Origin of the sequence: Streptomyces sp. HUAS TT7 (assembly GCF_051550175.1) — a bacterium.
Taxonomy (GTDB): Bacteria; Actinomycetota; Actinomycetes; order Streptomycetales; family Streptomycetaceae; genus Streptomyces.
In genome coordinates, this window is sequence record NZ_CP196175.1 from 7,851,421 (window position 1) to 7,863,649 (window position 12,229).

10 protein-coding genes are annotated in these 12,229 nt (G+C 69.6%); 1 reads left to right on the forward strand and 9 read right to left on the reverse strand.

Going from position 1 to position 12,229, the window contains the following annotated elements; genetic code table 11:
- Positions 1-411 precede the first annotated feature (411 nt).
- From ACSHXC_RS35640 to ACSHXC_RS35680, 9 genes are all read right to left on the reverse strand, one after another.
- Positions 412-927 carry a DUF2231 domain-containing protein gene (locus ACSHXC_RS35640; RefSeq protein ID WP_438295474.1) on the reverse strand — a complete coding sequence of 172 codons (516 nt, stop codon included), beginning with the start codon at positions 925-927 and terminating at the stop codon, positions 412-414.
- Positions 928-1,717: 790 nt separating this feature from the next.
- Positions 1,718-2,236: an Hsp20/alpha crystallin family protein gene (locus tag ACSHXC_RS35645; RefSeq protein ID WP_438295475.1), complete on the reverse strand. Its 519-nt coding sequence runs from the start codon at positions 2,234-2,236 to the stop codon at positions 1,718-1,720.
- A gap of 22 nt (positions 2,237-2,258) precedes the next feature.
- Entirely contained in the window at positions 2,259-4,916 is a 2,658-nt protein-coding gene (ppdK, locus tag ACSHXC_RS35650; protein ID WP_438297021.1) for a pyruvate, phosphate dikinase, read from the reverse strand.
- A 179-nt stretch (positions 4,917-5,095) separates the two neighbouring features.
- Entirely contained in the window at positions 5,096-7,489 is a 2,394-nt protein-coding gene (locus ACSHXC_RS35655) for a glycoside hydrolase family 65 protein (protein WP_438295476.1), read from the reverse strand.
- A complete protein-coding gene (locus tag ACSHXC_RS35660) occupies positions 7,486-8,223 on the reverse strand; it encodes an HAD family hydrolase (protein WP_438295477.1) in 738 nt (245 codons plus the stop codon). The genes ACSHXC_RS35655 and ACSHXC_RS35660 overlap by 4 nt, the downstream gene beginning before the upstream one ends.
- On the reverse strand, positions 8,220-9,233 hold the full coding sequence (gap, locus tag ACSHXC_RS35665) for a type I glyceraldehyde-3-phosphate dehydrogenase (RefSeq protein ID WP_438295478.1): 1,014 nt from the start codon (positions 9,231-9,233) through the stop codon (positions 8,220-8,222). Before gap ends, ACSHXC_RS35660 begins: the two co-directional genes overlap by 4 nt.
- A 46-nt stretch (positions 9,234-9,279) precedes the next feature.
- Positions 9,280-10,155 carry a universal stress protein gene (locus tag ACSHXC_RS35670; protein ID WP_438295479.1) on the reverse strand — a complete coding sequence of 292 codons (876 nt, stop codon included), beginning with the start codon at positions 10,153-10,155 and terminating at the stop codon, positions 9,280-9,282.
- Between the two features lie 217 nt (positions 10,156-10,372).
- Positions 10,373-10,882, reverse strand: a complete 510-nt coding sequence (locus ACSHXC_RS35675; RefSeq protein WP_438295480.1) for a flavodoxin domain-containing protein — start codon at positions 10,880-10,882, stop codon at positions 10,373-10,375.
- Positions 10,883-10,907: 25 nt separating this feature from the next.
- Positions 10,908-11,792: a universal stress protein gene (locus ACSHXC_RS35680; RefSeq protein ID WP_438295481.1), complete on the reverse strand. Its 885-nt coding sequence runs from the start codon at positions 11,790-11,792 to the stop codon at positions 10,908-10,910.
- Positions 11,793-11,997: 205 nt separating this feature from the next.
- On the opposite strand from ACSHXC_RS35680, the gene ACSHXC_RS35685 reads away from it, so the two are divergent.
- Positions 11,998-12,222: a hypothetical protein gene (locus tag ACSHXC_RS35685; protein WP_438295482.1), complete on the forward strand. Its 225-nt coding sequence runs from the start codon at positions 11,998-12,000 to the stop codon at positions 12,220-12,222.
- Positions 12,223-12,229 lie beyond the last annotated feature (7 nt).

The window sequence follows — 12,229 nt, forward strand, 5'->3', positions numbered from 1 at the left end:
GAGCAAGAGGGCGGGTGGCGTTCTCGATAGTGAGAGGGGAACCCTTGTGGGGCCATTCGCGGTATCGGCGCCCCGGGGCCTTACTGGGGGTGGACGAGAGGTCCTGCTGGCCAGGGGGGCGACCCGCGGGTGAGCGCTGGCGGGAGGTGCGGACGTGGCTCGTACGGGGTGTGGCGATCGGGTCCTTGCCCGCTGTCCCAGTCTGCAAGCCTTCGCTGCCGTTCACAGCAGCAGGGTGTATCAGGTGGTCCTTCTCTCGGTGGTGGGGCGTACGCCCCACCACCGAGGACGACCCGCGAAAGGGCGTCCCCCGACAATGTTGGAGTTCACGCGTGACAGGGGCGAGGGGCCACATCTCGTGAGTTTTCGCCAGGACGGTCTTGTCTGGTGCATGGCTTGGCGAGGTTCGTCTCAGCGGCGGCCGGGGTTGGCAGTGGCGGAATAGCCGTTCTGCCAGGCTGCTTTGGCGCCGGAGTCCCCGATTCGATAGACCTGTACGCCCGCTCCTACACCGACGATGAGGGACAGCGCGGCGGCGGCGATACGCAATGGGGTGGCCACCCCCCCGGTGGATCCCCCTGCACCTACGGTCCGACGGCCAGCCTGGCGGTAGGACCACCACACCCCCATGACCACCAGAAAGAGCCCGATGACCCAGGGAAGCAACTCGTCGCCGAGCCCGGTGTGCTGGCGGACCAGGGCGCTACGGTTTACGTGCCGCTCCAGCCACTCACCGGCGTTGGTGGTCAGTGGCACGCTGATGAGGGACACCAGCGCCAGTGCCGGTAGTGCGAGACCGAACCGGCGCATGACCGAGGGGAGACCGGCGCAGAGGATCAGTGCAAGGGCGGTGAGCGGCACCAGGACCACGACGGCGTGCACGAACAGGACATGCGCGGGGATGCCGTTGATGAGATCGAGTCCCACAGGGGGCTCCTTCGGGGTTCGTATTCAGTGCCGGACGGGGGCGGGTTGGGAATACGGCGACTTGGGTGGGCGAGCCGTAGTGGTGAGGAGTGCGCGGGTTACTGCGGGCGGAAAACGGAGGCCATCGGCGCCGTGTCCGGCAGTGACGTGAGTAGCAACGGCGAAGCTTGGCGGGCGGGTGCGAAGTGGTCCGGTCGCCCGGGCACCGCGACTGCACAATTCCGACGCGCCACGGGACTCCGGAGGGATGGGGCTGCGAAGTGGGTGGCCTCCGCCGCCGGCGGAGCGGGCGTGACGCAGGAGCCACGAAAGTAAGCGGAGAAGCGCAGGTGGGAACCGAGAGACTTGTGGTGTGACCCCGGCCAGTGAGCCAGTCCATGGAGTGTGACGACCGAGGCTGTGCCGCTCCGCTAGGGTGCAAGTACCGCGGCCATGCTGGACCGGATCCAGCGACGGAAGGGTGCGGTGCCTCGGCGCGGGCGCCGGTGAGGCGTGCCACGGCTCGCAGCCGTGGTGGTGAACGTGATGGTCATGGGGCTCCTCAGGACGGGGCTGGCAGCAATGCTGGGCGCCAACCTCGGGCCCAACCTCTGTCTACCGTCTGAGACAAGCCCTGCCAGCTGCCTTGAGTGCCCTTTTCAGAGGAAACTCAGAGGCAACCCTCGCGTTGTGACGGCCCGCTGCAATCCCGTCTGTAGAAGTACCGGGCCCGGCTGGCAGCGCAAGGGGAGAGTGCCTGTGTGCCCCGCCCTGTGAAGGCGGGGCACACAGGCAGGGCGCCGACGTAACGTCAGGTGCGCCGCACCGTGATGGTCCGGGTGCTCACCTTGGGGTTCGTCAACGGGACCGTGATGGTCAGGACCCCGTCCTTGTATTCCGCGGTCGTTTCGTCTCCCTGGGCTCCGGCTGGCAGCCGGACCGAGCGGGCGAAGGTTCCGTAGCGGAACTCGGTGTGGTGCTTGTCGGCCGTCTCCGTCTTGCGTTCGGCGCGCAGGGTCAACACGCCCTCGGTCACGGTGAGTTCGACGTCGTGGTCGGGGTCGATCCCGGGAAGCTCGGCACGCAGGGTGTACGCCTCTTCTGTGAGGGCTTCCTCGATGCGAATGTTGTGGATCCCTGGGACGCTCGGCAGGCCCGCCTCGACCCAGCTGAACAGGTCGGGGAACTGAGGGGGCCAGCCGGGCAGCCGCTCGATCATGCCGCTCATCTCGCGCTCCTTCTGCTGGGGGTTACTTCTCTTCAGGAGTACGCCCGCGGCGCCCTTGCGGGCAGGGGCGAACCGGCCCTCGGCAAGGGCCGGTCGGGCCATGCCGGTTGGGCGCCGCGGGGAGTCACGATGCGGCCAGGGCCGCCCTGCCCGCTTCGAGGCGGGCTGCCGGAACACGGAACGGCGAGCAGGAGACGTAGTCGATCCCGGCGCGGTGGAAGAAGTGGATGGAGGCGGGGTCGCCGCCGTGTTCGCCGCAGACTCCCATGGCCAGGTGCGCGTTGGCGGCACGGCCCTCCTGGACGGCGATCGTCACCAGTCGGCCGACGCCCTCTTCGTCGAGGGTCTCGAACGGCGAGCTCGTGAAGATTCCCCTGTTCAGATATCCGGGGAAGAACGACGCCTCCGCGTCGTCGCGGGACAGGCCCCACGTCGTCTGGGTGAGATCGTTGGTTCCGAAGGAGAAGAAGTCGGCCACCTGGGCGATGCGGCCCGCGGTCAGAGCCGCACGCGGCAGCTCGATCATGGTGCCGATCGGGCAGTGGACAGCCTGCCCGGTCTCGGCGGCCACCTCGGCCAGGACGCGCTCCGCCTCGGTCCGTACGAGGCGCAGCTCCTCGACCGTGCCGACGAGCGGGATCATGATTTCGGCCCGCGGGCTGCCGCCGTCGCGCAGTCGCTGGGCGACGGCTTCCGCGATCGCCCGTACCTGCATCGCCACCAGGCCCGGGACGGCCAGGGCGAGTCGCACACCGCGCAGACCGAGCATGGGATTCCGTTCGTGCATGCGCTCAACGGCGGCCAGGAGCTGGACGTCGCGCGGATCGGGAGGCGCGGCGGTGGCGACGCGGACGGCGAGCTCCGTGTGGTCGGGGAGGAACTCGTGAAGCGGCGGATCCAGCAGCCGGATGGTCACCGGCAGCCCGTCCATCGCGGCCAGGATCGCGGTGAAGTCCGATCGCTGCGGTGGCAACAGGGCGGAAAGCGCCTCCTCGCGCGCCGCTTCGTCGTCGGCCAGGATCATCGCTTCGACCAGGGCTTTGCGCTCGCCGAGGAACATGTGCTCCGTACGGCACAGCCCGATGCCCTGAGCGCCGAAGCGGCGGGCGCGTGCCGCGTCCTCGGGGGTGTCGGCATTGGCCCGTACCTCCAGGCGGCGGACCGCGTCGGCGTGGGACAGCGCACGCAGTACGGCCTGGGACAGCGGCCCGGTCTGCTCGCCGGACTCCAGTGCCCGGCCGACGTCGGAGGCGGTGAGCGGCAGTGCGCCGAGGTGGACCGTGCCGGCGGTGCCGTCCACCGAGATCGTGTCATCCTCGCGGACCACGACCCCGGAGGGGGTGGTCAGGCAGCGGCTCTCCGGGTCGACGACCAGGGACTCGGCGCCGCAGACGCAGACCTTGCCCATCCCGCGGGCGACCACGGCGGCATGGCTCGTCTTGCCGCCCCGGGTGGTGAGGACGGCCTGCGCGGCGATCATGCCGGGGAGGTCGTCGGGGGTGGTCTCCCTGCGTACCAGGACCGTGGGTTCTCCCGCCGCCGCTCGGCGGACCGCGGTCGCCGAATCGAAGACGACCGCGCCCACGGCTGCGCCTGGTGAGGCGGCGATCCCCGTCGCGAGCGGTGCGTCAGCGGTGTCGGTCGCGAAGCGCGGGAAGAGCAGACGCGTGAGGTGTGCGCCGTTGACACGGGACAGCGCCTCGCGGCGGTCGATGAGACGCTCGTCCAGCAAGTCGTACGCGATGCGGAAAGCCGCCTCGGCGGTCCGCTTGCCGACGCGGGTCTGCAGGATCCACAGCTTGCCGCGTTCGAGGGTGAACTCGACGTCGCAGAGGTCCTGGTAGTGACGCTCCAACGTCCGCAGATGGTCGCTGAGTTCGACATAGGCGCGCGGGGCCAGCTGCTTCAGTTCGGCAAGAGGTACGGCGTTGCGGACGCCCGAGACGACGTCCTCGCCCTGGGCGTCCGGCAGGTAGTCGCCGTAGATGCCGCGCTCGCCGGTGGCCGGGTCTCGGGTGAAGGCGACACCGGTGCCGGAGTCCGCGCCGAGGTTGCCGAAGACCATCGCCTGGATGGTCACGGCGGTGCCCAGGTCATCGGGAATGTGCTCACGCTTGCGGTAGGTCCGGGCGCGTTCACCGGTCCAGGAGGCGAACACGGCACGGATGGCGCGGTGCAGTTGTTCGACGGGGTCCTGGGGGAACCGCTCGCCGGTCTCTCGATGGATGAGCGCCTTGAACTTCTCGGTCAGCAGGATGAGATCGGCGGCGTCCAGTTCGTGGTCGTCGGTGGCACCGCGCGCGGCCTTCAGACTGGTGAGGGTCTGCTCGAAGAGCTCGCCGTCGACGCCCATCACCGTGTGGCCGAACATCTGCAGCAGCCTGCGGTACGAGTCCCAGGCGAAGCGCTCCTGCCCGGAAGTCTTGGCCAGCCCGGCGACGGTGGCGTCGCACAGACCGATGTCGAGGATCGTCTCCATCATCCCCGGCATGGAATAGCGGCCGCCGGAGCGGACCGAGAGGAGCAACGGATCGTCGGCCCGGCCGAGGCAGCGTCCGGCCGCCTTCTCCAGGGCGGTCAGGGCGTGAGCGACCTGGACACCCAGCTCGGGCGGTTCGGTTCCGGTGGCCAGGAAGACCCGGCAGGCCGTGGTCGTCACGGTGAAGCCGGGCGGGACGGGCAGTCCGATGCGGGTCATCTCGGCGAGGTTGGCGCCCTTGCCTCCGAGCAGGTCGGCCATTTTCCGGCTGCCTTCGGCGAACTCGTACACGTAGTGGTTCATGGCCGTCCTCTCGTGCATGCGCGGGCCGTCGGGGCAGGACCTCGTCGGCGTGCCTCCGCGATCACATGCCGTCCCTGTCCCTCACCAGCCTTGTTGCCGGGAACCCGGCACGGGATGGGCCACAGGGGCATCGATCGGGTCCGTATGGCCCTGCCGAGCGGGGTGCGCGGAGTGCCCCGTCAGGCGGATCGTGGTTGCCAGTGGTGCGGAAGAGCCAGTTCGCACGACTCTCCCGGGGCGACGGAGACGGTCCGTCCGGGCAGCTCGATGTCGATCGGCGCCCGGTCGGAGTCCGGGACGCGTACGTTCAGCCGCCCCGGCCGCATGTGCAGCCGTACGCCCCAGTGGCCCCGGTAGCGGATCGTGAAGCCGTACTCGGAGAGCTCGGGCAGCGGCACCGGGTCCAGCCACAGTGCACCGCCGCGGGTCTCCAGACCGGTCAGCCCGCGCTGGACCAGGTCGAGCGTGCCCGCCATGGCGCCCAGGTGGATGCCCTCGCCCGTGGTGCCACCCTGCAGATCGGCCACGTCGCCCCTGAGCGCCTCCTGAACGTACTCCCATGCGTCGGCTCGTTTGGCTCTGGCCAGCACCCAGCCGTGCACGAGGCCGCTGAGCGTGGAGCCGTGGCTGGTGCGGTGCAGGTAGTAGTCGACCGTACGGCTCCAGGTCTCGTCGTCCAGCCGGTGACCGAGCCGTGCGAAGAGAGCGCGGAGCTCTCCGGGGGAGAAGAGGTAGCCGAGCATCAGCACGTCCGCCTGCTTGGACGCCTGGTAGCGGTTGACCGTGTCTCCCTCGGCCTCCAGAATCCGGTCGAGTCGGCGGATGTCCCCGTACTTGGCCCGGTAGCGCTCCCAGTCCAGCGCGGCCAGTTCCTCGTAGCCCTTGAACTGGCTGATCACGCCCGAGTGGAAGGGGACGTACAGCTTCCGAGAGATGTCCTCCCAGCGAGACAGGTCATCCCTGCCAATCCTGGTGCGCTCGGAGAGTTCCTGGCGGCACGGCTCGGGCAGCGAACCGAGGAGCTCCAGGGCGCGCGCCAGCACCCAGGCGGCGGTGACATTCGTGTACGCGTTGTCGTCGAGGCCCGGTTCCTTCGTATCGGGGTAGGCGTCGTGGTACTCGTCGGGGCCGACCACGCCGCGGATGCGGTAGCGGCCCAGACTCTCGTCGTACGTGGCGGCATCAGCCCAGAACCGGGCGATCTCCAGCAGCATCTCGGCGCCCTTGGTGTGCAGGAACTCCGAGTCCCCACTGGCCTCCCAGTAGCGCCAGATGTTGTAGGCGACGGCTGAGCCGACGTGGTGCTGCAGCCGTGAGTGGTCGGGCAGCCAGCGTCCGGAGCGCGGGTTGAGGTGCATTTCCTGGGTTTCCTCGCGGCCGTCGCTCCCGCTCTGCCATGGATACATCGCACCGGCTCGGCCGACCGCACGGGCGGCGTCGCGTGCCGCGCCCAGACGGCGGTGGCGATAGGTGAGGAGGGCCCGGGAGACCTCAGGGAAATGCAGGTTGAGATACGGCAGGACGAACAGCTCGTCCCAGAAGACGTGCCCCCGGTACGCCTCGCCGTGCAAGCCGCGCGCGGGCACTCCGACATCCAGCTCGGCCGTGTGCGGGGACAGGGTCTGCAGGACGTGGAAGAGATGGAGCCGCAGAATCTCTCCCGCCTCCCCAGGAACCTCCAACTCGGCCCTCTGCCACAGGTGTTGCCAGGCCGTGCGGTGCGATTCCATCAGCGCGGCGAATCCCTCTGCGCGCGAGACCCGGTCGACGGCGGCGCCCAGCGGCTCGGCGATCGCAGGGTCGCGCGAGGTGTGCAGGGCGACGGTCTTGTCGACCGCGACGGCGTGGCCGGACGCGAGGCGCAGGCGGAAGCGCTGGACGGCCCTGCGCTCCTCGTTGCGCGCCTCGATGGCTGTTTCAGGTGCAGCGAGGCGGGCTGCCATGCCGATCCGGGTGCCGGAGGTGCTGGTGCTGCAGCGCATCCAGACCGTATGCGGGTCAGCGGTACCTGTCTCGACGTGTGTCAGGTGCGAGCCGTTCAGCTCGCGGTACCGTTCGACGCCCGAGTTGCTGACCGCTGCGTCGAGCGCGGACTCCACCTCCAGTTCGCCGGACCAGCCCTCGGCCGTGAACTCTGTTCTCAGGGCGGCGAGATGAGGGTCGGCCATGTGGACGAGACGGAGCTGCCGCACGTGCAGCGTCCGGCCCTCCGCGTCCAGGTACCGCGACTCGCGTTCCAGTATCCCGGCTCGCAGGTCCAGGGACTGGCGGTGCGACAGGAGCGACATGCCGTCCGGTGTGCACCATGTACCGCCATCCGTTCGGAAGCGGAGAGGCAGCCAGTTCGGGAGGTTGACCAGATCTTCGTTCTCGACGTCTCGGCCGGCCACGGTGGAGGTGAGGCGGTTGTAACAGCCCGCCGCATAAGTGCCCGGGTAGTGCAACGCGTCAGCGGCGCACTCCGGGGCGGCGCCGCGCGTGGCGAAGTAGCCGTTGCCGAGGGTGCACAGCGACTCCCGCAGCCGTTCCTGCGCGGGTTCATATCCCTCGTACCGCCACACCTGGTCCGTCATGTCCAGGCCTCCCCGGTCAGCAGGTCGCCGAGATCCGTCACGACAAGGTCGGCGCCGTGCTTGAGCAATGCGGTTCCATTTCCCGGTCCCGCCGTCCGGTTCACCCCGACGACCAGGCCGAACCCGCCGTGCCGGCCGGCTTCGACACCGGCCAGGGCATCCTCTACGACGGCGACCTGGGCAACGGCTACTCCCAGCCGCCGGGCCGCTTCCAGAAACAGTGCGGGATCGGGTTTGCCCGGCAGCCCGAGCCGAGCTGCTTCGTTCCCGTCGACGAGCACCTCGAAGAGGTCCATCACCCCTGCGTGCACGAGAAGTTCGCGTGCATGCCGCGACGCGGACGCCGCGGCACAGCGGATTCCGTCCTGCCGCAGCACATGCAGGAACCGGACGGTGCCCGGATAGGCGTCGATGCTGCCGGCACGCAGTCGTTGGACGAACAGCCGCTCCTTGTCCGCGGCGACGGCCTCCGCCAGTCCGTCGTCCGTGCGCATCCCACGGGAGGCCAGGAAGGCCGTCGCGCCGTCGATGCGTGACTTGCCGTCGACGTAGCGGAGATAGTCGTCGCGCACGTCGAACGGCCGCCGCTGGGCCAGGTCCCGGGGTGGATGTTCGAGGAGGTGGGAGTCGAACGCTGCCTTCCAGGCCTCGGCGTGGACCCGTGCCGAGTCCGTGATCACTCCGTCGGTGTCGAGGACCACGGCGTGCAAGCCGCGCAGCGCTTCGGGAATCACAGCCGCTCGGCGACGTAGCCGGTGAGGTCGAGCAGCCGGTTGCTGTAGCCCCACTCGTTGTCGTACCAGCCGAAGACCTTGACCAGATCGCCGTGCGCCTGGGTGAGGCCGGGGTCGAAGAGGCACGAGGCCGGATCTCCGATGACATCGCGGGAGACGATGGGCGCATCGGCGACCCTCAGGAAGCCGGTCAGCCGCCCCCGTGCGGCTTCGACGAATGCCGCATTGACCTCGTCGGTGGTGGTCTCGTGCTTCAGCACCACCGTGAGGTCGGTGAGCGAGCCGTCCTCGACGGGCACGCGCACCGCCAGCCCGTCGAGCACTCCGTCGAGTTCCGGCACGACCGCACCGATCGCGCGAGCGGCCCCGGTGCTGGTCGGAATGATGCTGAGCGCGGCCGATCGAGCCCGCCGCAGATCCTTGTGCGGGCTGTCCAGAAGCGCTTGGTCGTTGGTGTAGCCGTGGATGGTCGTCATCGTACCTTTGGCGATGCCGAACCGCTCGTGCAGCACGACCGCCATCGGCACCACGCAATTGGTGGTGCAGGAGGCGGCGGAGATGACATGGTGCCGCACGGTGTCGTACGTGTGTTCGTTGACGCCCATCACCACCGTCAGGTCGGATTCCTTGCCGGGCGCAGAGAGCAGCACCTTCCTGGCCCCGTTCTTGAGGTGGAGTGCCGCGTGGCGTCGGTCCCGGAAGCGGCCCGACGACTCGATGACCACGTCGACCTGCTGGGCGCCCCAGTCCAGCGCGGCAGGGTCGCGTTCCGCCGTGACGGCGATGCGATGGGTGCCGATGGTGAGCGAGGTGCTGTCGTGTTCGACGGGGTGGCGGAGTTTGCCGTACGTCGAGTCGTAGGTGAGCAGATGGGCCAGGGTGCCCGGTGCGGTGATGTCGTTCACGGCCACCACTTCCACTCCGGTGGCGTCGCTGCCGCGCTCCAGCAGAGCACGTAGGTAGTTGCGGCCCACGCGGCCGAATCCATTGATGCCCACTCGCACCGTCATCGGGTGCTCCTTCATCTCGTAAGGGGTCGTGCACCTGAGGGGCCGGTCAGCCGCGCTGCGGCACGATCGCCACCGGGCAGTCGGCGTGGTGCAGCAGGGCGTGGGCCACGCGCCCGAGCTGGAGTCCGAGGTGGCTGTGACGTCGATGTGCGCCGAGGACCAGGAGATCGGCGGTGACACTGAGGTCCCGCAGCACCTTGTGGGCCGGGCCCTCGACGATGGTGCGGGTCACGGGGACGTCGGGGTGGTCGGCCGCGGCCGATTTGAGGGCCGCGTCGAGCAGAGCCGACGCCCGGGCTTCGTGCTCCGCAGCGAATTCCGCCGCCGGCACGGGGTGGGCTCGGGCATCCTGGGCCGGACAGCGCCAGGCGGACACGGCTTCAACGGGGCAGTGCCGTGCCTCGGCCTCCCGGAAGGCGAACCGTACCGATGCCAGGTCCGGCGCCGGGTCCGCGACTCCGAGCAGTACGCGCCCGTGCCTGCCGGCGCGGCTGGTCTCGCTGCCCCGCACCACGACGACGGGGCAGTGTGCGCGGGCCGCCATCGCCAGGCTCACCGAGCCGAGCAGCAGCTCGGCGAGCGGGCCGCGGCCGCGCGATCCCGTGATCAGCGCTGTTGCGTTGCGTGCCTCGCGAAGGAGGGCGGGTTCCGTCTCCTCGGGCAGTACGGACGTGGATACCTCTACCTCGGGATTGCGCCGCGCGGCACGTTCGGCCGCGGTCCGCACGATGCCCTGGCTGGAATCGTCCTGAGCCGGCAGCCCGAGGTCATCCGTGTACGAGATGCCTTCGTATCGCTCCCAGAGAGAGGCGTACAGCAGCCTCAGCGGGAGTCTGTGCAACGTCGCCTCGTCCACGGCCCAGTCCACTGCCTGAAGACTCGACTGCGAGCCGTCGACACCCACGATCAGGGGCAGGTCCATGCCGCCCACCGCCTCTCAGCTGCTATGCCGGAAGAGTCCAGGTCTTCACCGTCGTGCGTTCGCGCGGTGAGGAACAGGGGCCGATCCGGCCCTAGTTGGGGCCATCTGGCCCGCTCGCGGGGTACGCGCACTCCATCGGTGCGAGCGGAATCGGCACTCGCTCTGCGAGGGCAGAGGGATGCCTGGGTGATGAGCGATACAACCGGAAGGGCGGTGATCAGATGCGGCACAGGTCTGCGGTGATCCGATCGGTCCAGGCGTCGATGGCGGCCCAGTCGCGAAAGTCTCCGTACCGGCAGCCCATCAGCCGGAAGAGAATGCGGCCCGTCAGGGGGAGCTGCTCCCGGGTGATGACGCCGGACAGCAATCGGTGGCTGCGGTACGGGAGTTGGCCCGGCAGGCCTTGGGCGATCAGCGGTTCCTCCTTGCGCGCGAGCTTCTTCCACGGTCCGCGCAGCGCCCCGGGCATCCCGACGCTGAAGAGCCAGACGGGCCGGAAGCAGAGCAGTGTGCTGTTGAGGCGTACGAAGTCCTTCGCGGCGGGCAGCCATGCCTGGCCGTGGACAGCGCTGCCCAGCACGAACGCCTCATAGCCGTCAGGGCTGTCCACTTCGTGCACCGGCCGGACATCGGCGGCGATCCCGGCTTCGGCGAGCCGTGCGCCGATGTGCTCGGCGATCTCGCGGGTGGAGCCGTGCGCGGTCGCGTACCCGACCAGAACGTTCATGGATCTCACCTCGCTGGTGGGTCGTTCAGCCGTGCGCGATCATGGCGACCGGGCATCGCACGTGGTGGACGGCCGCGTGCGCCACCCGCCCCAGGCGCCCAGCGGGCGCCGGGTGGTGCGTCTCGCGTCCGATGACCAGCAGGCCGGCGTCACGGGCGAGCTCCAGAACGTGGTGGGTAGGCCTGCCGCCGACTGCCCGGGCCTGAACCGGCACGGTGGGGAACTTGTCCCGCCAGGGGTCCAGCGTCGCCGCGAGTGCCCACTCGGCCTCCCGCTGTGCCTGAGCGGACGGATCACGCAGGTTGGGCAGGTGCCACACGTAGAGCACGCGGAGCCCCGCGGCCCGGCACCGGGCCGCCTCGAAGGTGAACTCCAGCAATGAGGCGGGTTCGTGGCTCAGATCGACGGCGACGGCGACATCGCGATACGGGGCATCTCCGGACAGGCCGTCTGCTGCGCCGGACACCCGCTCGTCCCCCGGGGTGCAGCTGGCTCGCACGAGTACCACCGGCCGGTCGACCCGGGCCGCGACGGCCATGGCCACGGAGCCCGCGAGGAGCCCGCTCGGCCCGCCGAAGCCCTGATTGCCGAGCACCAGCAGCTCCGCGTCCTCCGCCTCGGACAGCAAGGCGGCGATGGGTGGCCTGCCGATCTGCTCGGCGCTGATGTAGACCTGCGGATAGCGCTCGGTGAGCTGGTCCATGGCATTGCGCAGCACCCGGCGTGCCCAGTGCCGCGGGGCGCTGAGTTCGGGCAGCGAGACGGGTTCGCCGTGGTCCGGCAAGCCCTCCCAGGCATGTACCAGGCGCAGGGGCAGTCCGCGGAGCAATGCCTCCCTGGCCGCCCAGTCGGCGGCGGCGAGACTTTCACGCGAGCCGTCCAGGCCCGCGACGATCGGCTTGAGCATCATGCCCACCTCCTCCGCCTCCAGCGTGGAGCGGCGACCGGACGGCGAGGAGGTGCCGGTAGGCCCCGTCAGGGGGCCATGAGGCCCGTCGGCAGGCCGCAGGATGCCGGTCGGGACCCTGCTTGGCCCGTACGGCCCACTGTGTGCTGCGGCTGCCGGGAGTCTCATGGAGATGGCACCACCCGGTGCCGGTCCTGAGGAGGAAGCCATGATTCCTCTCATTCTGTTGGGCGCGGCCGTGCTCGGCGCAGCCGTGATCTTCGGCTACAGCTCGTTCGTCGTGGGCTTCGTACTTCTGGCGGGCGGGGTGCTCGGACTCATCACGTTCATCGCCGCGGGGCCTGCGCACCGTCGGCCCGGCGAGCGGGAGACCGTCATCGAGGAGCGGCACTACATCGGTGGTCACGACGATCACCAGCACTACCGCAGCTGAGGTGGTG

What these genes read in the sequence shown, in the direction of transcription:
- ACSHXC_RS35670 (WP_438295479.1), bottom strand. Translation starts at nt 10,155, where the DNA reads ATGGACCTGCCCCTGATCGTGGGTGTCGACGGCTCGCAGTCGAGTCTT.
- gap (WP_438295478.1), bottom strand. Translation starts at nt 9,233, where the DNA reads ATGACGGTGCGAGTGGGCATCAATGGATTCGGCCGCGTGGGCCGCAAC.
- ACSHXC_RS35655 (WP_438295476.1), bottom strand. Translation starts at nt 7,489, where the DNA reads ATGACGGACCAGGTGTGGCGGTACGAGGGATATGAACCCGCGCAGGAA.
- ACSHXC_RS35645 (WP_438295475.1), bottom strand. Translation starts at nt 2,236, where the DNA reads ATGGCCCGACCGGCCCTTGCCGAGGGCCGGTTCGCCCCTGCCCGCAAG.
- ACSHXC_RS35685 (WP_438295482.1), top strand. Translation starts at nt 11,998, where the DNA reads ATGATTCCTCTCATTCTGTTGGGCGCGGCCGTGCTCGGCGCAGCCGTG.
- ACSHXC_RS35675 (WP_438295480.1), bottom strand. Translation starts at nt 10,882, where the DNA reads ATGAACGTTCTGGTCGGGTACGCGACCGCGCACGGCTCCACCCGCGAG.
- ppdK (WP_438297021.1), bottom strand. Translation starts at nt 4,916, where the DNA reads ATGAACCACTACGTGTACGAGTTCGCCGAAGGCAGCCGGAAAATGGCC.
- ACSHXC_RS35680 (WP_438295481.1), bottom strand. Translation starts at nt 11,792, where the DNA reads ATGATGCTCAAGCCGATCGTCGCGGGCCTGGACGGCTCGCGTGAAAGT.